Source organism: Sphingopyxis sp. HIX, assembly GCF_001468285.1.
Taxonomy (GTDB): domain Bacteria; phylum Pseudomonadota; class Alphaproteobacteria; order Sphingomonadales; family Sphingomonadaceae; genus Sphingopyxis.
Genome location: NZ_LNSB01000016.1, coordinates 63,520 through 82,645, shown reverse-complemented (window position 1 = coordinate 82,645; position 19,126 = coordinate 63,520). Strand labels below are relative to the sequence as shown.

At 67.4% G+C, this 19,126-nt stretch carries 20 protein-coding genes and 1 tRNA gene; 1 reads left to right on the top strand and 20 read right to left on the bottom strand.

The features are described from left to right. The 18 genes from ATE62_RS09650 to moaA all read right to left on the bottom strand — a co-directional run bounded on the left by ATE62_RS09650 (position 1) and on the right by moaA (position 14,076). On the bottom strand, positions 1-681 hold the full coding sequence (locus ATE62_RS09650) for a class II aldolase/adducin family protein (RefSeq protein ID WP_197411709.1): 681 nt from the start codon (positions 679-681) through the stop codon (positions 1-3). Continuing rightward, positions 674-1,549, bottom strand: coding sequence for a VOC family protein (locus ATE62_RS09645; RefSeq protein ID WP_058809008.1), 876 nt, complete (start codon positions 1,547-1,549; stop codon positions 674-676). Before ATE62_RS09645 ends, ATE62_RS09650 begins: the two co-directional genes overlap by 8 nt. A gap of 6 nt (positions 1,550-1,555) precedes the next feature. Next, positions 1,556-2,056 (bottom strand): VOC family protein, encoded by a 501-nt coding sequence (locus ATE62_RS09640; protein WP_058809006.1) that lies wholly within the window; start codon positions 2,054-2,056, stop codon positions 1,556-1,558. Between the two features lie 15 nt (positions 2,057-2,071). After that, positions 2,072-3,574: a 2-hydroxymuconic semialdehyde dehydrogenase gene (locus ATE62_RS09635; protein ID WP_231736225.1), complete on the bottom strand. Its 1,503-nt coding sequence runs from the start codon at positions 3,572-3,574 to the stop codon at positions 2,072-2,074. Beyond that, positions 3,571-4,332 carry a GntR family transcriptional regulator gene (locus ATE62_RS09630; protein WP_058809004.1) on the bottom strand — a complete coding sequence of 254 codons (762 nt, stop codon included), beginning with the start codon at positions 4,330-4,332 and terminating at the stop codon, positions 3,571-3,573. Before ATE62_RS09630 ends, ATE62_RS09635 begins: the two co-directional genes overlap by 4 nt. Before the next feature lie 31 nt (positions 4,333-4,363). Then, positions 4,364-5,260, bottom strand: a complete 897-nt coding sequence (locus ATE62_RS09625) for a fumarylacetoacetate hydrolase family protein (protein ID WP_058809003.1) — start codon at positions 5,258-5,260, stop codon at positions 4,364-4,366. After that, on the bottom strand, positions 5,257-5,454 hold the full coding sequence (locus ATE62_RS09620) for a tautomerase family protein (protein ID WP_058809001.1): 198 nt from the start codon (positions 5,452-5,454) through the stop codon (positions 5,257-5,259). Before ATE62_RS09620 ends, ATE62_RS09625 begins: the two co-directional genes overlap by 4 nt. Further along, positions 5,454-5,987 carry a nuclear transport factor 2 family protein gene (locus tag ATE62_RS09615; RefSeq protein WP_058809000.1) on the bottom strand — a complete coding sequence of 178 codons (534 nt, stop codon included), beginning with the start codon at positions 5,985-5,987 and terminating at the stop codon, positions 5,454-5,456. The genes ATE62_RS09620 and ATE62_RS09615 overlap by 1 nt, the downstream gene beginning before the upstream one ends. Continuing rightward, on the bottom strand, positions 5,987-6,442 hold the full coding sequence (locus tag ATE62_RS09610) for a nuclear transport factor 2 family protein (protein WP_058808998.1): 456 nt from the start codon (positions 6,440-6,442) through the stop codon (positions 5,987-5,989). The genes ATE62_RS09615 and ATE62_RS09610 overlap by 1 nt, the downstream gene beginning before the upstream one ends. Before the next feature lie 13 nt (positions 6,443-6,455). Continuing rightward, positions 6,456-7,235 carry an SDR family NAD(P)-dependent oxidoreductase gene (locus ATE62_RS09605; protein ID WP_058808996.1) on the bottom strand — a complete coding sequence of 260 codons (780 nt, stop codon included), beginning with the start codon at positions 7,233-7,235 and terminating at the stop codon, positions 6,456-6,458. Further along, positions 7,225-7,605: a nuclear transport factor 2 family protein gene (locus ATE62_RS09600; RefSeq protein ID WP_058808994.1), complete on the bottom strand. Its 381-nt coding sequence runs from the start codon at positions 7,603-7,605 to the stop codon at positions 7,225-7,227. The genes ATE62_RS09605 and ATE62_RS09600 overlap by 11 nt, the downstream gene beginning before the upstream one ends. Next, a complete protein-coding gene (locus tag ATE62_RS09595) occupies positions 7,602-8,060 on the bottom strand; it encodes an SRPBCC family protein (RefSeq protein WP_058808993.1) in 459 nt (152 codons plus the stop codon). Before ATE62_RS09595 ends, ATE62_RS09600 begins: the two co-directional genes overlap by 4 nt. A gap of 12 nt (positions 8,061-8,072) precedes the next feature. After that, the gene (locus ATE62_RS09590) at positions 8,073-8,609 is read right to left on the bottom strand and encodes a VOC family protein (RefSeq protein ID WP_058808992.1); all 537 of its coding nucleotides are present in this window, start codon (positions 8,607-8,609) and stop codon (positions 8,073-8,075) included. 10 nt (positions 8,610-8,619) lie between these two features. Further along, the gene (locus ATE62_RS09585) at positions 8,620-9,387 is read right to left on the bottom strand and encodes an SDR family NAD(P)-dependent oxidoreductase (protein WP_058808991.1); all 768 of its coding nucleotides are present in this window, start codon (positions 9,385-9,387) and stop codon (positions 8,620-8,622) included. A 2-nt stretch (positions 9,388-9,389) separates the two neighbouring features. Further along, positions 9,390-11,549, bottom strand: coding sequence for a TonB-dependent receptor (locus ATE62_RS09580; protein ID WP_058808990.1), 2,160 nt, complete (start codon positions 11,547-11,549; stop codon positions 9,390-9,392). 449 nt (positions 11,550-11,998) lie between these two features. Continuing rightward, positions 11,999-12,073, bottom strand: a tRNA-Asn gene (locus ATE62_RS09575). A gap of 200 nt (positions 12,074-12,273) precedes the next feature. Further along, positions 12,274-13,044 (bottom strand): NAD kinase, encoded by a 771-nt coding sequence (locus ATE62_RS09570; RefSeq protein WP_058808989.1) that lies wholly within the window; start codon positions 13,042-13,044, stop codon positions 12,274-12,276. A 24-nt stretch (positions 13,045-13,068) separates the two neighbouring features. Then, positions 13,069-14,076 carry a GTP 3',8-cyclase MoaA gene (gene moaA, locus ATE62_RS09565; protein WP_058808988.1) on the bottom strand — a complete coding sequence of 336 codons (1,008 nt, stop codon included), beginning with the start codon at positions 14,074-14,076 and terminating at the stop codon, positions 13,069-13,071. A gap of 61 nt (positions 14,077-14,137) precedes the next feature. Here moaA and ATE62_RS09560 point away from each other — a divergent pair, with 61 nt between their 5' ends. Beyond that, a complete protein-coding gene (locus ATE62_RS09560; RefSeq protein ID WP_058809032.1) occupies positions 14,138-15,337 on the top strand; it encodes a GGDEF domain-containing phosphodiesterase in 1,200 nt (399 codons plus the stop codon). On the opposite strand, the gene mfd is transcribed toward ATE62_RS09560, so the two are convergent. Both mfd and ATE62_RS09550 read right to left on the bottom strand, forming a co-directional pair. Then, positions 15,334-18,828 (bottom strand): transcription-repair coupling factor, encoded by a 3,495-nt coding sequence (gene mfd / locus ATE62_RS09555; protein ID WP_058808987.1) that lies wholly within the window; start codon positions 18,826-18,828, stop codon positions 15,334-15,336. The genes ATE62_RS09560 and mfd overlap by 4 nt on opposite strands. Continuing rightward, positions 18,825-19,085: a succinate dehydrogenase assembly factor 2 gene (locus ATE62_RS09550; protein ID WP_058808986.1), complete on the bottom strand. Its 261-nt coding sequence runs from the start codon at positions 19,083-19,085 to the stop codon at positions 18,825-18,827. The genes mfd and ATE62_RS09550 overlap by 4 nt, the downstream gene beginning before the upstream one ends. Positions 19,086-19,126 lie beyond the last annotated feature (41 nt).

Below are 19,126 nucleotides of genomic sequence, written 5' to 3'. Positions count from 1 at the left end.
TCAGTCTCCGTCAAATTCGGGGTCGCCGTGGCACAGATAGTGCCACATGCGTTCGAAGAGCCCACCGGCGCGGACAGCGCGCGCGGCGACCTCTTCGGGCGTATATTCGCGCACGTCCCGTCCGGCGGCAGTGGCGGGAAGCAGCGCGAGTTCGATCCGCGCCGCATCCTCGAGGAAGAAGGCGAGCGCTGCGGCATCCTCGATCGACGGCCCGGCGGTGACCGCACCATTGCCCGACAGGACGATCGCGGCGGCATCGCCCATCGTCGCGGCAACTTCTCGCGCGCTGTCGTCGTCGCGGACGAGGGCGACGCCGGGCCAGAGCGGCGGCTGCGGCGCGAAATAGGCGCCGAGGCCGTGGCGCACACGCGGCGTCTCGCCAAGCGTCGACAGCGCGATGACGGCGGGCGACTGGAAGCGGCAGATGCCGCCGACCTCGGGCCGGCCCCGATAGATTTCGCGGTGGATGCGAACCTCGGGCAGCGCGCCGGGGGGCAGGTCGCCGTCGAGCGGAACCTCGACGCCCGCCTGCCCGGTCGCGAGCGTGCCGAGCGGCTGCGCAGGACTCACCAGGAAATGTGTCGCTGACAATCGCGTCGAGACATGCCCATAGGCATGCGCGAGCCCGTGCCGCGCCATCGCGCGCGCGGCGAGCCGCACGGCAAGCGCCGGATCAGCCACGCGTCGTGTCGAATTCGGGAATGTCGGGCTTCGACCCCCACATGCAGAAGCTCGACGGCTCGAAGGGGAAGGAGCGCGGGATGTAGGTCTTCTCGTCCTCGGCGGTGATCGACCGGACGCCGCAGCTATATTCGTAGATGATGTCGTCGGGCCCCTGGAAATAGAGGAAGCGCGCGCCCGAAGTCGGATGACGGCCGGGGCCGAAGACGATGCGGACATTGCGCGCCTGCAGGAAATAGAAGCTGCGCATGATGTCGTCTTGCGTATCGACCTGGAAATTCACGTGCTGGATCCCCGCATAGCTCGATGGAAACAGCGCGACATTGTGATGGACTTCGTTGATCCGGATCAGCGCCGCGTCGCCGATCCAGTCGCTGACCTTCGCCCCCATATGGCCGGTCCAGAAGGCTTCGTCGGCGCCGGCGTTGGTCGTGCGCAGCCCGACGTGGCTGAAGGCGTTGATGCCCGCGTCGCGCGTGCCGTAGTAGCGGCGGCCGCACGCATTGGGCCGCGCGACGAGCTCGATCGTGTTGCCCGTCGGGTCGGTGACCATGACCAGCCCGCGCACGCGGCGCTGGTCGCGCTCGGCGCTGGACCCGGTGCGGATGCGCACACCCTCGGCTTCTAGCGCGGCAGCGGCGGCATCGAGCGCCTCCATGCTCGCGACCTCCCAGCCGGTCGCCTGCCCGCTTTCGCGGCCGCGGGTGTAGCAGATATTATGGTCGCGATCGTCGCCGCGGAGGTAGGCCGAATTGGCGTCGCGCTCCATCAGCTCGAGGCCGAGGATGTCGGTCGCAAAGGCGATGCTCGTGTCGAGATCCTCGCAGCCGATGCGGACGTAACGGATATCGTGAAGGTCGGCGCCCATCGTGCGTCAGCCGGTCGTCGGCCGCACATAGTCGCGCGCCATATGGCCCTTGCCACTCTGGTCGCCGCGCTCGAAGCCCCAGCTGTAGCCGCCCTCGGGGTTCGACAATATCTCCCACATATTGCCGTCGAGGTCGGTCATGTAGAAGCAATAGGTGCCGTGCTGGACCATCGGCTTGGTGACCTTCTGGATGCCCCACTTCTCCTTGTCGCGCTGGACGGTCTCCCACGCTGCATCGACTTCGGCGTCGGTCGCGACGTCGAGGCCGTTGTGGTTGAGGAAGGGCATGTCGGCCTTCTTCCCTGTCGGGCTCTTCACCACGACGATCACCTGGTCGCCGCCCATCCGCGCCCAGAAGGAAACATCGGCCATCTGTACGGTGTCGAAGCCGAGAAATTCCTCGAAGAAGGCACGCGTCTTCGCGATGTCGAAACATTCGAGCGTCGCGTGCGAATAGAAGCGCGTCTTCAATGCGCCCTTGCTCGTCGTTGCTGCTGCTTCGGCCACCACGCCTCTCCTCGATTATAGTTTGATGCAGATGTTCGTCGGCTCGGAATAGAAATTGATCGAATGCGCGCCGCCCTCGCGGCCGATGCCCGACAGCTTGGCGCCGCCGAAGGGGGTGCGCAGGTCGCGGAGGAACCAGCTGTTCACCCACGAAATGCCGACCTCCATCGCCGCCGCGACGCGGTGCCCGCGCGACAGGTCGCGGGTCCAGGTCGAGGCGGCGAGCCCATAGGCCGAGTCATTGGCGAGGCGGATCGCTTCCTCCTCGCTATCGAAGGGGATGATCGCGGCGCAGGGGCCGAAAATTTCCTCGCGACACACGCGCGCGTCGTGCGGCAGCCCGGTCCACAGCGTCGGTTCGACGAAGAAGCCGTTTGCGGCCTCGCCGCCCAGCGCGGGAACGCCGCCGCCGGTGACGACCGTCGCGCCCTCTTGCTCGGCGAGGCGGTAATAATCGAGCACCTTGTCTCGATGCTCGGCCGAGATCAGCGGGCCGAAATCGACCCCGGCGTCGTTCGGCAGGCCGGCCTTCAGCGCCGTGGCCTTCGCCTTCATGCCCGCGACGAAGGCGTCGAGAACCGGCCGTTCCACATAGATGCGCTCGGGCGCAAGGCACACCTGGCCGGTGTTGAGGAACACCGCGCGCGATAGCCCCGCGACCGCGGCGTCGATATCGGCGTCGGCAAAGACGATCGCGGCATTCTTGCCGCCCAGTTCGAACGACAGCGCCTTCACATGCGGCGCGGCGCTCTGCATGATCGCGCTGCCCGTGCGCGTCTCGCCGGTGAAGGTGATCGCGCGCACCCCGGGGTGCGACACCAGCAATTCGCCTGCCGACCCCGGGCCGAACCCATGCACGACGTTATAGACCCCCTCGGGCACCCCCGCCTCGGCCATGACTTCACCGAGCAGCGTCGCGGTCGAGGGCGTCTCCTCCGACGGCTTGACGATCACCGCATTGCCGCAGGCGAGCGCGGGCGCGACTTTCCAGGTCATCAGCAACAGCGGCAGGTTCCACGGGCTGATCACCCCGACGACGCCGAGCGGACGGCGGATCGCATAGTTGATCGCCTTGCCGCCGTCGGGGGTGTCGAATTCGAAGCTCTCGGTCGGCAGCGCCGCGATCACATCGGCGAAGACGCGGAAATTGGCGGCGCCGCGGGGGATGTCGAGGTGCGAGGCGAGGCTGTGCGGCTTGCCGGTGTCGGCGATTTCGGCGGCGAGGAATTCGTCGAAGCGTGCCTCGATCCCGTCGGCGACCTTCATCAGCAGCGCGCGGCGCGTGGCCAGTGTCATGCTGCCCCACTGCCCTTCGAGCGCGGCGCGCGCTGCGGCCACTGCGGCATCGACGAGTCCGGCATCGGCCTCGAAGGCGGTGGCGTGCTGGCGCCCCGTCGCCGGGTCGATCACCACAAAGGGCGCGCCGCCCTCGACGAAGCGGTTGCCGACGAAGTTGCGCAATTCGCGCGTCGCTGCCACCATCGCCTCGGGCGCATCGAAGGCCGCGACATCGCTCATGAAATGCCCTTCGCTCCCGCCGCGGCGAAGCGCAGGCTGTCGCGCACGCGGCTGCTGTCATATTCGGGCGCGAGCGCCGCCAGCAGCTCGAGCGCAGTACGCGCCAGGTGCCGCGCCGCCAGTTCGCCCGCCTGCGCCGCGTCGCCGCTCGCCATGGCTTCGAACAATTCGCGGTGCTCGGCCTCGCCGCGCTGCCACCAGCCAGGCAGGTGCGCGCCCTTATACGCCGACTGGTACCGCTCGCTGCGCTTTTCGAGCTGCTCGAGGTCGGCCATCATCGTCGCGCCGGCCTCGCTGGTGATCGCGCGGTGGAACTGGCGGTGCAGCCGCTGCCACTCGGCGAAATCCTCATGCGCCCTCGGGCTTTCGAGCGACAGCACGATGGTCTCCAGCCCGCGCACGCCGTCCCCGTCGAGCCGCTTGACCGTCATCGCGACCCCCAGCGCTTCGAGCACGATGCGCTTGGCATAGAGCGCGTCGATGTCGACGGGATCGAATTCGACGACGCGGCTGCGATAATTGGGCTCGCCGGTCAGCAGACCGCCCTCCTGCAACATGCGCATCGCCTCGCGCACCGGCGTGCGGCTGACCTGGAGCGCGTCGGCGATCGCCACCTGCGACACGATCGTGCCGGGTTTCAGCGTGCCGTTCAGGATATAGGATTCCAGCACATCATAGACCTCGATCGCGGCGCTGCGGGTGCTGCCGTCGCTGTCGCGGTCGATGGGTTTCAGGATTTCGGCGAGCGATTGCGTCATGATAGTCCTCGGGAACGGGCCAGGTTCCGCATTATAGGATCGGCGTCACAAGTTCGCCAAGCGGGCCGATTTCCATGCGGATCTCGTCGCCGGGCTTCAGATATTCGGGCGGCTTGCGGCCATGACCGACCCCGGCGGGCGTGCCCGTGGCGATGATGTCGCCGGGGCGCAGCGTCATGATCGACGACAGGTGGCGGATGATGGCCTTCAGGCCATAGATCATCTGGCCGGTGTTGCTGTCCTGTTTGACCGTGCCGTTGACGCTCAGCCGGATCGGCAGGTCCTGCGGGTCGGCGACGAAGCGCGCTGGGACAAAATAGGGGCCGATCGGCGCGAAGCCATCGTGCGCCTTGTGCCGCACCCAGTCGACCCCGATCGCCGGGCGCGAGGCGACCCAGTCGCGCGCCGACAGGTCGTTGAAATTGATATAGCCGGCGACGTGCGACAGCGCGTCTTCCTCGCCGACATGTTTGGCGGTCGTGCCGATCACCGCGGCGAGCTCGGCCTCCCAGTCCATCATCGCGACGCCCCTTGGCGCTTCGACGCCGTCGCCGCTGGCGCAGATCGTGTTGTGCGTCGGCTTGACGAAGGCATAGGGATATTCGGGGGTCATCGGCACCGGCATTTCGGCGACATGGTCGTGATAATTGGCGCCGATGCACATCAGCGCGCCGGGATGGGAAAAGGGCAGGGCGAAGGTCGCGCCCGCGGCGTCGATCCCGCCCGCGAAGGCCGCGCCGCCCGCTTCGACCGCGGCATCGATCCGCGCCGCCGTCGCGGGCCAGTCGGCGAGCAGCGGGCCGAGGTCGGTGCGCGGTTCGGCCTCGCCCAGCAGCGCGTGCAGCGGCGCCATGCGGCCACCCCGTTCGGCGACGGCGAGCGGTCCGTCCGCGGTCTTGACGACGGCCAGGCGATAGAGGCTGCTCATATTTGTCCTTCCGGATCGGCCTTGCTGCGGGTGCCGACGCCCCAATGTTCGGGCGCGACTTCGGTGATGACGACGCGCACCTGTTCTTCGCGCACGCCGAGCGCGCGCTGCGCGCCCTCGGCCAGCTCGCGGATCAGCGCGCTTTTCTGCGCGGCGGTGCGGCCGGCGAGGATCGAGGCGTTGATGATCGGCATCAGACGCGCGCCGCCGCGCCCGCGGCGATATTTTCGGGGGAGAAGACGCGTCCCATCTGCGCCGCCAGCCCGGGCTCGGCCATGTCGAACAGCGCGTTATTGCCTTCGACCCACTGGAAGTCGTGCTTGACGTAGCTCATCTTCCAGGCGCCGTCCTGGCGCACGAAATTTCCGTCGTACCAGCCGTGCTGGTTATAGACCGACGACCCCATATCGGTCGCCTTCCAGTGGCGCGCGGTGAAATACCATATAGCGGAGGCGGCATCGCCATCGACGTCGATGTGGAAGTTGAAATAGCTGTGGTGGCGCCGCACCGGGGTCAGGATCAGGTCGGCGAAACGCGTCCATTCGTCGGCGTCGACGAGGATGCGCGGGGATCCGGTCAGCCGCTCGAAATCGACGAGCAACCGGTCGGTGAAGCAGCTGCGATAGGCCGGCCAGTCGCCGGTATCGAGCGCGCGGCCGAAGCGCAGGATGATCTTCTTCACCGCTTCCTCGTCGAGCAGGCGGCGCATTTCTGCTTCGATATCCATCACAGCAGCTCCGGTTCAGGGGCGAGGCCAAGGGCGGCGCGCGCGGCGGGAATGTCGTCGATCCAATGATCCTTGTACGGATGCTCGCCCGACGACAGGTCGGCGAAGATCGCGGTCTGGTCGAGATAGGCGCGCTGCTCGACCAGTTCGCGGCCGTTGTGGCGCACGACGTCGCAGCAGGGGACGAGCACGACCTTGCCGTCGAGCCTTTCATATTCGATCAGCGCCTCGACAGTGACGATGTCGCCGGCCTCGCGGACACGCCAGATATTGTGGCGCAGCCGCCCGATCATCGCCCAGAAATGATTGACGACGGTGCGGGCGTCGTCCTTGCCGATCACCGGCGGGCGGGCGCCGAAGATGAAATGATGGTCGTCGGACAGCATGTCGATGAAGCCGTCGATATCCTTGCGGTCGACGGCGGCAAAGCGGTCCAGCACCCAGGCGTTGTTCATCGTCGCTCCTCCCTCACCACGCGCGCACGCCGCCGTCGACCGCGATGTCGGCGCCGGTGACGTAGGAGGCGTCGTCGCTCGCGAGGAAGGCGACGACATTGGCGACCTCCTCGGGCTGGCCCATGCGGTTCATCATCGAGCGGCCCAGCTGGACGCGGCACCATTCGGGGTCTTCGAGGATGAAGCGCGTCTGGTTGGTCTCGATCGTGCCGGGCGAGACACTGTTGGCGCGCACGCCGTAGAGGCGCCCCTCCATGGCAAGGTGCCGCGTCATCGCGAGCACGCCGCCCTTGGCCGCCGCATGCGCGAGGCCGGGCAGCCGCTCGATCCCCGCCCAGGCCGAGAGCGACGCGGTGTTGACGATATTGCCCCGCCGCTTCTTGAGTTCCTCCCACGCCGCCTGCGTCATGTGGAAGACGATATCGAGCTCCTCGTTGAGCGTCTTCGTCCAGGTCGCGGCGTCCATGTCCTCGATCCACGCGAAATAGGCCATCGCACCATTGTTGAAGAGCATGTCGACGCCGCCGAAGGCCTCGACCGCCGCCGCGACGACGCGGTCGCATTGCGCGCGCTCGGTGAGGTCGGCGGGGTGGACCGAGATCATCGATCCGCCCGCCGCCTGGACCTGCGCCAGCGTCTCCTCGGCGCCCGCCGCGATCAGGTCGGTGCCGACGACATGCGCTCCCTCGGCGGCGAGGCGCAGGCACGCCGCGCGGCCGATGCTGCCGCCCGCACCGGTGACGATGCAGGCCTTGCCCTCGAGGCGGGTGGTCACGGGGTTTTCAGTCGGCATAGAGCGGCCCCAAATCGATGTAGATCCACAGGCGGTCGAGCGTGCCCGCCGCGTCGCGGCGCAAATGGCTGGCGACGGGCATCGTCACGTCGCGTCCGTCGGGCCGCGTGTAGGTGACCTGGCTCCCCTGGAACGCGCTGTCGCCGTCGACGACGAGCGTCTCGCGCTCATGGCGCATGCCGCGGATTCCCGACCAGAATTCGGCGAAGGTCACCTCGACCGGCCCGTGCCCCGCGATCGGCGGCACATTGGCGAGGCGGAGGTCGATGTCGGGTCCGAACCAGCGCATCAGCCGGGGCAGTTCGAGCGTATCGGCGTCGCGGAAGAAAGCACCCGCCCAATCCTCATGCGCAAGGGCCGGGCCGGTCATGCGAACTCTCCGTCCTGCACCATCTGGCGCACCCGATTGAGTGTGGCGGCGACCGCGCCCGTATAGGCGCCGCGCATGCTGTCGCCCTGCGCCTGTTCTTCGGCGCTGCCCCCGGCGATGCCGGGGAAGCTGATGCCGAAGGTGAAGGTCAGGAGGAGGCCGCCTTCGCTTTCGCTGATGACATTGTCGATCCAGCCGGTGCCGTCGAGCCGCTCGAACTGGACCTTCACCGGCGCGAACAAGGTGATCTTCTCGCGGTGCTGCGTGCCGCGGAAAGTGATCGTTCGCGTCAGCACATTGCCTTCGCGGCTGTCGACGTCGCACTGGGTCATGCCGTCGACGAAGGGCATCGCATTCTCGGCCTTCATTTCGAGGCCGCGCCACACCTGCTCGCGCGTGAGCACGGGCACGGCGCCCGGCGGGTTTATCGGAATGGCGTGGGAGAGAGCATACATCGGGGCGTCCTTTCAGGTGCGAGCGACCGGCGGTTTCCATCGCCGGAGCGGTGTCGACGCTTCGTAAGGTTGCGGGGAAGGATAGGAAACCAGCTCGATCAGGGCGCCGAAAGGGGCCGTCATGAAACAAAAACGATTGCCCGGACCGCTTTCGGCGCCTTGCAGGTCCCATGGTGCGCTGAGCAATATGCCCCCCGCCGTGCCGATCCGTTCAATCGCAGCCTCCATATCGTCGACATAAAGCGCGATATGCTGCCAGCCGCGATCGCAGGCGCGCAGCGCGGGGCGCGGGGCGTCGGCGGTGTAGCGGAACAATTCGATCCCCGGGCCTTGGCCGATCCGGTACATGCGGATGGCATTGACTTCGGCGCCGGCCGGTACGCCCAGTGCCTTTTCGAACTCGGCGCCCTTGAACGGCGGCATGGTTTCGTTCAGCGCTTCATAGACCAGGACCGCGCCCAGCCCGTCGATCAGGAAACGTTCCGCGGCGTCGATGTCCGCGACGGTCAGGCCGATATGGTCGATGCCTCGGGTGATCGGGATGGACATATCCTGGACCTCAGACCGACAGGTAGCCGCCGTCGACGGCTATCGCGGCACCGTTCACGAAGGATGCGGCGTCGGACAGCAGCCAGGCGACTGCCGCGCCCACTTCCGACGGCTGGCCGAAGCGGCCGATCGGATGGCGGGCGCGCAGCCGGTCGAACATGGCGGAGAAGTCGGGGTCGGTCGACAGGCGCGAAATCATCGGCGTCTCGATGATGCCGGGCAGCACCGCGTTCACGCGCACGCCGCGCGCGGCATAGTCGGCGCCCGCCGCACGCGTCAGCCCGACGACGCCGTGCTTGGCGGCGATATATTCGCTCGCGCCGGGGATCGCGACCTGGCCGAGCGACGAGGCGGTGTTGACGATCGCACCGCCGCCCGAGGCCAGCATCGCGCGCACCTGATATTTGATGCACAGGAACACCGCGGTCAGGTCGATCGCGATCGCGCGGTTCCACTCGGCGAGGCTGAGTTCGTCGACGGGCTTGTTCTTCTGCTCGACCCCGGCATTGTTGAACGCGCCGTCGAGCCGCCCGTAATGCGCGACCGTCCGCGCGACCAGAGACTCGACGTCGGCCTCGCTCGCCAGGTCGGCGGCGACGAAGAGGGCGTCGCCCCCTTCGCCGCGCACCGCCTCGGCCGCCGCTTCGCCCCCTTCGGCGGCGACGTCGGTCAGGATCAGCCGCGCCCCGGCGCGCGCCAGCACTCGGGCCGCGTCGTGGCCGATCCCGCCGGCCGCGCCGGTGACGATCACCACCTTGCCGGACAGCGCGCCCGCCATGGTCAGAAATTGAACCCGGCGCGGACACCGAAGGTGCGCGGCGCCGACAGATAGGCCGTCGCCGGACCCGGAATGCCCGCCGCCGCGGTCGCCGCGATCACCGCCTCGTTGGTCAGATTCTTGCCCCAGATGCCGATGTTCCAGCGCTCGTCCTCGCCATACCAGGTCAGCGACGCATTGACCTTGGCATAGGGTTTCTGCCGCACCCCCGGATTGTGGATGAAGTCGGCGTACCATTCGCTTTCGTAGCGCGCGTCGGCCGCGGCGCGGAGGTAACCGCTGCCGATCCGGAAATCCTGGCTGATGCCGCCGCCGATCGTCCAGTCGGCCGCGTACGGCCCGGCGAGGCCGTTGTAATTCTGCCCGCCGGGGGTGATGAAATCCTTGTTGCGCGCATGGACATAGCTGATCGACAGGTTCAGCTTGGTGTCGGGGTTCGGCTGGAACAATATGTCGAGCTGGTTGCCCGGGATCTCGACCTTCCCGGCGTTGAAAATCTCGTTGTACAGCTTGCTCGCGTCATAGGCCTGGATCGCGAGATCGGTGTAGACGTAGAAAAACGCCTCATTGTTGATCTGCAGCCTATTGTCGAGGAAGCGCGCCTTGAAGCCGCCCGAGATGCCCTTCATCTTGCCGGTCTTCACCAGGTTGGTGCGGCCGGGCAGGTCGACGACTTCGTTGAAGGTCCCCGGCTGATAGCCGGTCTGGTAGGTCGCGTAGAACATCACGCGGTCGGCGACGTCATATTCGATCCCCGCCTTGTAATCGAAGCGGCGGAAGGTCTTCTCGAACGTATAGGGCGAGACCTGGTCGTCGAGCGCGATGCCGCGCGCCTTCTTGTTGTCGATGCCGTACCGGCCGCCGAGCGTGACGCGGAAGCGGTCGGAGACGCTGTAGGTCGCCTGCCCGAAGATCGCGCCGCCCTTCATGATATTGCTCTGCACGTTCGACGAGAAGAAGGGGAAGGGGGTGCCGGGGATCGCGGGGCCGCCCGGGCCGACCGCGGTGCCGACGATGCCCTGGCCGACGCCCTTGTTGCGATAGGCGAACAGCCCGACGAGCCATTTCAATTTGTCGGTGTCGCCGGTCAGCCGCAGTTCGTTGCTGAGCATGCGATATTTGTCGAGCTTGTAGGCGGGCAGCACGCCGAGCCAGTAAACCTCGGTCTCAGCATCCAGATAGACATAGCCGGTGATGTTGGTCAGCGAGACGGTGTCGCTCAGCTCGGCGTCGATCTGCAGCCCCGTCGCATAATTTTCGTAGTTCTGCGTCGAGGGGGTCGGCTGGCCGAAAGGCGCGGTCTCCGCAAGCACGCCGGGACGCAGGTCGTCCCACGGCCGGTCGCGCAGGAAGGCGTTCTCGTCGAACACGAACTGCAGGTTGCCGCCGGCGTCGCGCACCGGGTTGCCGTTCGCATCGACGACCAGCCGCGATCCCTTGTTCACCAGGTTCGGGGTGTTGCCGTTCTTGTGGGTGGTGTTGCCCCACCAATAGAGGCTGAAACCCTCACCATTGTCATAGAGCAGGCCGATGCGGCCCGAGATGTCGTCCTGCGAGTCCGACCCCGTCTCCATATAACCGTCGCGATAGGCGTAATCGAGCCCGACGCGGAGCGCGAGCTGCTCCGACAGCATCGCATTGCCGACGACGGTGCCGTGGATCAGGTCGTAATTGCCGACCTCCAGCGTCGCATTGCCGCCACTTTCGAACGCGGGGCGCTTGAAGGCGACGTTGACCGTGCCGCCGATCGCGCTGCGGCCATAAAGCGTGCCTTGCGGCCCCGGCAGCACCTCGAAGCGTTCGATGTCGAACAAGGGCACGCTCGTCGCCTCGCGCGGGATGTTCACGCCGTTGAAGTTGAACGACACCGACGGCTCGACATTGGCGAAGTCGAGGTTCGAGCCGATGCCGCGCAGGAAGACCTGCGTCGTATTGCCTTCCTGGTGAAAGCGCGCGCCGGGGACGATTTCCTGCGCCGAGCTCAGGTCCTTGATCCCCGATGCGACGAGCAGGTCGCCGCTGACCGCGGTGACCGCGGCGGGGGTGCGCTGCAGATTCTCGTCGCGCTTCTGTGCGGTGACGATGATTTCGGCGATGCCGCCGCTGGCCTCGGTCTCGGCCTCCTGCGCTGCCAGCGCCGTCGGCGCTGCCAGGGCGAACACACTTGTCGAAAGAATCCGGCCACCCAGAGTCATTCCACCCTCCCATGATCTGCATACGACTCGCTGGTTGCATGCTAGTGTTTCAGGAGGACGCCTACGCGCCTTGCCACCCCCTGTCAAATATAATGGATACACTTTTTGACGCAGGCGAGTCCAGATGGCATGATTTTGGCGAAAAACCCGCGATATTTCTGCAGATTGAGGTGTGTTTCAAAAAAAATGAATACATAAATGACGCGGCTGGCGCGTCATATGGCCGGGATGAGAAATCGCGCACAGCAAAGGAAAACGCCCGAGGGGCGCCCGATCGCGCTGGCCGCTCATGCGGTCGATAGGACCAAAGCCCGGTGCAGCCGATGCGGCTGCCGCATGCGCGATATGAGTGGACTTCGCGCACTACGCGAAGCCCGGAGCGCTCCAGCGGAGCATTTCGTGCTGCAGGAAAGTGCTGGCTCCCCGGGTAGGATTCGAACCTACGACCGATCGATTAACAGTCGATTGCTCTACCGCTGAGCTACCGAGGAACATACCGCCGTGGCGGGCAAGGCGGCCCCTTTGCCGCCGCGCGCTGTATTTTGCAAGAGGGTATCGGCACTATTTGTTGTGGCACCGGCCCGCTCCCCCACCGCCCAAGGCGGCGCGTGGCGCCGAGGGCCTCCCCGACGATAGTAACCTATGGGAGGCCGGGTGGGGGAGCGGGCCGGTGCCGCCACGCAAACGCCCCTCAGACGATAAATTGTTCCATCGCGATGCGTTCGTCGAGGCCATGGTCGGGATCGAACAGCAGCGTCAGCGGCCGGCTGCGGTCGGTGGTGACCAGCACGGTCTTCACGTCGCGGATTTCGCGCTGGTCGGCGACCGCGCTCACCGGGCGCTTCGCGGCCTCGCGGACGTTGAAGCGGATGCTCGTCGATTCGGGGACGAGCGCGCCGCGCCAGCGCCGCGGGCGGAAGGGGCTGATCGGGGTCAGCGCCAGCATCTGCGATTCGAGCGGCAGGATCGGGCCGTTGGCGCTGAGGTTGTACGCGGTCGATCCGGCGGGGGTGGACACCAGCACGCCGTCGCAGGACAATTCCTCGAGCATCGACTTCTCGTTGATCAGCACCTCGAGCTTCGCCGCCTGGCGCGTTTCGCGCAGCAGCGAAATCTCGTTGATCGCGGGCAGGATATGGCGCTCGCCGCCGACCGTCGTGATGTCGCCCGACAGCGGGTGGATCAGGAAGGGCCGCGCCGCGGCGAGCCGGTCGAGCAGCCCCTCGATACGGAACTCGTTCATCAGGAAGCCGATCGTGCCGCGATTCATCCCGAACACCGGCATCGATCGCCGCTGGTCGAGCAACTGGTGCAGCATGTGGAGCAGGAAGCCGTCGCCGCCCAGCACGATCAGCATGTCGGCTTCGTTCAGATCGACGAAGTCGTAGAGCGGGCGCAGCTCGGCCTCGGCCTCCAGTCCCGCGGGCGCGTTCGATGCGACGAGCGCGATCTTGCGATGCATATTGGTCCCCCGTGGAGCGGGGTTTTACCCGCCCGTTGCACTCATATGACGCGCGACCGCCGGTGCGGACTTTCGTTCGATATGAAAGTCATGCGCGCGGGGTTTGCCAGCCAATGCGGCATCAATCAAGCCATCGACGTCGCCGCCTTCGCGAAGCGCGGCGCGCAGGTCGACATGGTCGTCCTGCCCCAGGCACATATAGATACGCCCTTCGACGGTCAGGCGGATGCGGTTGCAGGTGGTGCAGAAATTGTTGCTGAGCGGGGTGATCAGCCCGAGCGTCACCGGGCTGTCCTCGACTCCGAAATAGCGCGCGGGGCCGCCGGTCTTCTTGTCGATGGGGAAGATCGCATGCTCGGCGCGCAGCGGCGCGATGAACTGGTGGAGCGGGATATAATGGTCGCTGCGGTCGCCTTCGATCTCGCCGAGCGGCATCGTCTCGATCAATGTCAGGTCGCAGCCGTTTCCGGCGCACCAGTCCAGCATCGGGAGCAGCTGGTCTTCGTTGAGCCCGGCGAGCGCGACCATGTTGATCTTGACCGCGATCCCCGCGGCGCGCGCGGCGGCGATGCCCCCCAGCGCGACATCGACGTCGCCGACGCGGGTGATATGGCGGAACGCGGCGGGGTCGAGCGTGTCGAGGCTGACGTTGATCCGCCGAACGCCCGCCTCGGCGAGCATCGGGGCATATTCGGCGAGGCGCATGCCGTTGGTGGTCAGCGTCAGCTCGTCGAGCCCGTGCCCGATCAGCGCGCCGAGTCGGCCCGCGAGCAGGTCGATGCCGCGCCGTACCAGCGGCTCGCCCCCCGTCAGCCGGATGCGCCGCACCCCGCGCGCGACGAAGCGCGCCGCGAGCTCGCCCATTTCCTCGATGCTGAGCACCGCGGCGCGCGGGAGAAAATTCATGTCTTCGGCCATGCAATAGCGGCAGCGAAGGTCGCAGCGGTCGGTCACCGACAGCCGTAGATAGTCGATCCGGCGGCCGTGGCCGTCGGTCAGCGGAGCGGTGGACGAGGCTGACAATCGCGTCATCTTGTCAATCTTGCTGCAAAAGGGGGGAGATTGGCAAGCAATGCCTGCTATGGCGGCGCCGATGAATCGCATAGTTGACACATTTTCCGCGGCCGTCCGGCATCTCGAGGAGCTCCATCTGCGCCACGATGCCGACATCGGCGTCATCCTGGTCCAGGTCGACCAGCTCGCGCGGATCAACAACAGCGCGGGGACCGAGGCGGGCGACGCGGTGCTCGAGGAGATCGCGCGGCGGCTCGAAAATTTCGCGGGCGACGAGTTCGGGCGCGGCTCGCACGTCGACCGGCTCGACGGGCCGCGCTTCCTGATCGTGCCCGCGGCGGCGCTGTCGCTGGGCGCCTTGCGCGCGCAGGAGCGTGCGCTGCACGTCGCGCTCGCCGAGCCGATGGTCGGCGATCCCAACGGCCGCCTCGCGATCCGTATCGCCGCGGCGCGGATCACCCGCGACGAGCCGGTGGCCGAGCAGCTGCGCACCGCGAGCGACCAGCTCGCGCGCCCTGCCTCGGCGCGCGACGGCGCGACGGTCAAGGCGGCGCTCGCGGCGGGCGAGGTCGTGATCCACTACCAGCCGCAATATGACGTCGCGAGCGGCGCGATGACCGGGGTGGAGGCGCTGCTGCGCTGGCAGCATCCCGAGCTTGGGCTGCTCGGCGCGGGGGCGCTTGTCACCGCGGCGCGCGCGGCGCGGCTCGAGTGCGAGCTCACCGAGCATGCGCATCGCGTCGCGCTCCACGAGATGGCCGGGTGGCCGAAGGCGCTGGCGAAGCTGCGCGTCTCGCTCAACATCACCGCCGCCGACCTCGGCGACCCCGATTTCGCCGACCGCTTCGCCGCGATGGCGAAGAAGGCGGGGGTCGATCCCGACCGGCTGACGCTCGAACTCACCGAACAGGCGATGCTGAGCGACCCCGCGAGCGCCGCGGCGCAGCTTGCGCAGATCCGCGAGCTCGGCTGCGCGATCGCGATCGACGATTTCGGCACCGGCTATTCGAGCCTGTCGTTGCTCGCGCGGCTGCCGATCGATTATCTCAAGATCGACAGCGGCTTCACGCGCACGATCGACGGCAGCGACCGCGACCGCATCGTCGTGCGCGCGATCGTCGACCTGGCACGCGCGCTGGGGCTGCTGGTGGTCGCCGAAGGCATCGAGCACGAGCCGCAGCTCGCGCGGCTGAAGGAGCTCGGCGTCGCAACCTGGCAGGGGTTTTTGAAGTCGGGGCCGGTGCCGGGGGGTGAGTTGGTGGCGCTGCTCCAGGCCTAGCCGGCCTGCTTCGCCAGCTTCCCCAAACCCTTCGACAATTGCAGCGCGCCATTGAGGCGTGCGCCGGTGCTCGCCCATTCGCCGCTGACCGACAGGCGGTTGTCGGGGCGGATGCGCGCGCGGCCCTTCAGCCGCTCGACATAGGCGATCAGCCCGGGGACATTGGCGAACGCGTCGCCGTGGAAGCTGACCAGCGCGCCCTTGGTCCCGACGTCGAGCTTGGCGATGCCCGCGAGCTTGGCGTTGGATTTGATCTCCATTAGCTGGATCAGGTTTGCAGTCTCGGGCGGCAGCGGGCCGAAGCGGTCGATCATTTCGGCGGCGAAGGCGTCGAGCGCGGGGCGGTCCTGCGCGTCGTTCAGGCGGCGATAGAGCGCCATGCGCAGCGGCAGGTCGGGGACATAATCCTCGGGGATCAGGATCGGCGCGTCGATGGTGATCACCGGCGACAGCGCCTCGCGCGGCGGCGCGGCGCCCATGCCCTCCGCCTTGGCGACGAGGATCGCCTCCTCGAGCATCGACTGGTAGAGTTCGAAACCGACCTCGCGGATATGCCCCGACTGCTCGTCGCCGACGAGATTGCCCGCGCCGCGAATGTCGAGATCGTGGCTCGCGAGTTGGAACCCCGCGCCCAGCGTATCGAGATCGCCGAGCAGCTTGAGCCTTTTCTCGGCGGTGTCGGTGATCGCGCCATGGTCGGGGGTGGTCAGATAGGCGTAAGCGCGCGTCTTCGAGCGCCCGACCCGCCCGCGGAGCTGGTAGAGCTGGGCGAGGCCGAAGCGGTCGGCGCGGTGGACGATCAGCGTATTGGCACTCGGGATGTCGAGGCCGCTCTCGACGATGGTGGTCGAGACGAGCACGTCATATTTGCGGTCGTAGAAGGCGCCCATGCGCTCCTCGACTTCGCCCGGCGCCATCTGGCCGTGCGCGACGACATATTTGATTTCGGGCACGCGGGTGCGCAGGAACTCCTCGATATCGGGAAGGTCCTTGATCCGCGGGGTGACGAAGAAGCTCTGCCCGCCGCGGTCGTGCTCGCGCAGCAAGGCCTCGCGGATGACGACGGGATCCCAGGGCGCGACATAGGTGCGCACGGCGAGGCGATCGACCGGCGGCGTCTGGATGACGCTGAGTTCGCGCAGCCCCGACATCGCCATCTGCAAGGTGCGCGGGATCGGCGTCGCGGTCAGCGTCAGCACATGGACGTCGGTCTTTAGCTGCTTCAGCCGCTCCTTGTGGACCACCCCGAAGCGTTGTTCCTCATCGACGATGACGAGCCCGAGGTTCTTGAACTCGACCGCCTTCGCGATCACCGCATGCGTGCCGACGACGATGTCGATCTGGCCGCTCGCGAGGCCGTCGCGCGTCTTCTGCGCCTCGGCGGCGGGGACGAGGCGCGACAGGCGGCCGATGTTGACCGGGAAGCCTTTGAAGCGCTCGACGAAGTTGGTGAAATGCTGGCGGGCCAAGAGCGTGGTCGGACAGACCAGCGCGACCTGCACCCCCGCCATCGCCGCGACGAAGGCGGCGCGGAGCGCAACTTCGGTCTTGCCGAAACCGACGTCGCCGCACACCAGCCGGTCCATCGGGCGCCCCGACGCCATGTCGGCGAGCACGTCGCCGATCGCGCGGTCCTGGTCGTCGGTCTCCTGATAGGGGAAGCGGTCGGCGAAGGCCGGGTAAGCGGCATCGGCGGCGAGCAGTTCGCCGGGACGCAGCGCGCGCGCCGCGGCGGTCGCGAGCAATTCGCCCGCGATCTCGCGGATCCGCTCCTTCATCCGCGCCTTGCGGCGCTGCCACGCTTCGCCGCCGAGCTTGTCGAGCCCGACCCCCTCGCTCTCGCCGCCGTAGCGCGAGAGGACGTCGAGATTCTCGACCGGGACATAGAGCTTGTCGCCGCCAGCATAGGTCAGCGCGACACAGTCGTGCGGGCTGTTACCGACCGGGATCGAGGTCAGGCCTTCGTAGCGCCCGATGCCATGGTCGAGGTGGACGACGAGGTCGCCGACGCTGAGCGTCGCGAGTTCGGCGAGGAAGGCGTCGGCGCTCTTGCGGCGCTTCTGGCGGCGGACGAGCCTTTCGCCGAGGATATCCTGTTCGGTGAGCAGGCTGATCGCGTCGCTGGCAAAGCCATGGTCGAGCGGCAGGACGACCATCGCGGTGGTGCCGCCGCTTTCCGCCGACGCGGTGCCGAGCGCTTCCTGCCAGCTGTCGGCGGGCGCGAGCGAGGTCACTCCATGGTCGCGCAGCAGCCCCGACAGGCGCTCGCGCGCGCCGCCCGAGTAACTGGCGATGATTGTGCGGCGCCCCTTGCGGCGTTCGTCGGAGAGATGGTCGGCGACCTTGTCGTAGACGTTGAGGTCGGCGGTGCGCTCGGGGGTGAAGTCGCGCGCGGCGAAGGTTTCGAGGTCGACGACGGTAGCGGCAGGGGGCACGTCGAAAGGCGTGACGACATGCACCGGGCGGCTCGCCGCGGCGGTGCTCCACTCGCTCTCGGTCAGGTAGAGAGTCTCGGGTTTGAGCGGACGATAGCTGCCCGCCTGTTCCTGCGCCGCCGCCACACGGTTCGCATGATAGTCGGCGATCGCGGCGAAGCGCGTCTCGGCGGTCGCCTCGGTGCGGTGGCCGCGCAGTACGGGGGTCGCCGGGTCGATATGGTCGAAGATCGTCGCGAGCCGCTCCTCGAACAAGGGCAGCCAATGGTCCATGCCCGCTTGGCGCCGCCCTTCGCTGACCGCCTGATAGAGCGGATCGCCGGTCGCCTGCGCGCCGAAGATTTCACGGTACGCCGAGCGGAAGCGCTTGATCGTGTCCTGGTCGAGCAGGGTCTCGGCGGCGGGGAGCAGTTGCAGCGCCCTGGCGGGGCCGAGGCTGCGCTGGTCGGCGGGGTCGAAGCGGCGGATGCTCTCGATCTCGTCGCCGAAGAAATCGACGCGCAGGCCCGTTTCCTCGCCCGCGGGAAAGAGGTCGACGATGCCCCCGCGCACCGCGAACTCGCCCTGGTCGGCGACGGTATCGACGCGGCTGAAGCCGTTCGAAACGAGCAGCTCGGCGAGCGCGTCGCGGTCGATCCGCTGGCCGGGCGCGAGCGTCGTCGCGAGCTGGCGGACGCGAAAGGGGGTGAGCGTGCGCTGGGTAACCGCGGCGACGGTGGTCAGGATCAGCTCGCCGCGCTTCGGCGCCGCCTGTAGGGCCGAGAGCGTCGCGAGCCGGTCGGCGCTGACGCGCATCGACGGACCCGCGCGATCATAAGGAAGGCAGTCCCATGCCGGGAAGCGGTGGACGGTGAGGTCGGGCGCAAAGAAGGGCGCCGCGTCGGCGACCGCCTGCATCGCGGCATCGTCGGTCGCGACATAGACGAGGCGCTTGTCGCTGGCGCGCGCCAAGTCGGCGAGCAGCAGCGGCAGGAAACCGTCGGCCGCGCGCGAAATCGTCAGCGGCGCGGGTGCCGACGCGATGGCGGCAAAGATGTCGGCGGCACTTCGAGTCATGGCAGCGGGATATAGTCCAGCCGGCGCATCGCGGCGATCATGTCGGGGCGGTCGAGATGCGCGGGCGGATGCCCGGTGCCGAGCGCCCAGGCCATGATGTCGACGTCATCCTCCTCGACCACCAGTTCGTACCATGCGATGTCGTCGTCGCTCCATTCGGGCGAATAGCGGTCGAAAAAGCCGCCGATCATATAATCGGCCTCGCGCGTGCCGCGATGCCAGGCGCGGAATTTGAGGCGTTTGAGACGGTCGGTCATGGGCACGGTACGAATCCCGATAGCCCATGACGCCGGGAGTG

What these genes read in the sequence shown, in the direction of transcription:
- ATE62_RS09570 (WP_058808989.1), bottom strand. Translation starts at nt 13,044, where the DNA reads ATGCATCGCAAGATCGCGCTCGTCGCATCGAACGCGCCCGCGGGACTG.
- ATE62_RS09600 (WP_058808994.1), bottom strand. Translation starts at nt 7,605, where the DNA reads ATGACCGGCCCGGCCCTTGCGCATGAGGATTGGGCGGGTGCTTTCTTC.
- ATE62_RS09605 (WP_058808996.1), bottom strand. Translation starts at nt 7,235, where the DNA reads ATGCCGACTGAAAACCCCGTGACCACCCGCCTCGAGGGCAAGGCCTGC.
- ATE62_RS09620 (WP_058809001.1), bottom strand. Translation starts at nt 5,454, where the DNA reads ATGCCGATCATCAACGCCTCGATCCTCGCCGGCCGCACCGCCGCGCAG.
- ATE62_RS09610 (WP_058808998.1), bottom strand. Translation starts at nt 6,442, where the DNA reads ATGAACAACGCCTGGGTGCTGGACCGCTTTGCCGCCGTCGACCGCAAG.
- ATE62_RS09635 (WP_231736225.1), bottom strand. Translation starts at nt 3,574, where the DNA reads ATGAGCGATGTCGCGGCCTTCGATGCGCCCGAGGCGATGGTGGCAGCG.
- ATE62_RS09560 (WP_058809032.1), top strand. Translation starts at nt 14,138, where the DNA reads ATGAATCGCATAGTTGACACATTTTCCGCGGCCGTCCGGCATCTCGAG.
- ATE62_RS09625 (WP_058809003.1), bottom strand. Translation starts at nt 5,260, where the DNA reads ATGAGCAGCCTCTATCGCCTGGCCGTCGTCAAGACCGCGGACGGACCG.
- ATE62_RS09585 (WP_058808991.1), bottom strand. Translation starts at nt 9,387, where the DNA reads ATGGCGGGCGCGCTGTCCGGCAAGGTGGTGATCGTCACCGGCGCGGCC.
- ATE62_RS09645 (WP_058809008.1), bottom strand. Translation starts at nt 1,549, where the DNA reads ATGGGCGCCGACCTTCACGATATCCGTTACGTCCGCATCGGCTGCGAG.
- mfd (WP_058808987.1), bottom strand. Translation starts at nt 18,828, where the DNA reads ATGACTCGAAGTGCCGCCGACATCTTTGCCGCCATCGCGTCGGCACCC.
- ATE62_RS09630 (WP_058809004.1), bottom strand. Translation starts at nt 4,332, where the DNA reads ATGACGCAATCGCTCGCCGAAATCCTGAAACCCATCGACCGCGACAGC.
- ATE62_RS09550 (WP_058808986.1), bottom strand. Translation starts at nt 19,085, where the DNA reads ATGACCGACCGTCTCAAACGCCTCAAATTCCGCGCCTGGCATCGCGGC.
- ATE62_RS09615 (WP_058809000.1), bottom strand. Translation starts at nt 5,987, where the DNA reads ATGGATATCGAAGCAGAAATGCGCCGCCTGCTCGACGAGGAAGCGGTG.
- ATE62_RS09595 (WP_058808993.1), bottom strand. Translation starts at nt 8,060, where the DNA reads ATGTATGCTCTCTCCCACGCCATTCCGATAAACCCGCCGGGCGCCGTG.
- ATE62_RS09590 (WP_058808992.1), bottom strand. Translation starts at nt 8,609, where the DNA reads ATGTCCATCCCGATCACCCGAGGCATCGACCATATCGGCCTGACCGTC.
- moaA (WP_058808988.1), bottom strand. Translation starts at nt 14,076, where the DNA reads ATGACGCGATTGTCAGCCTCGTCCACCGCTCCGCTGACCGACGGCCAC.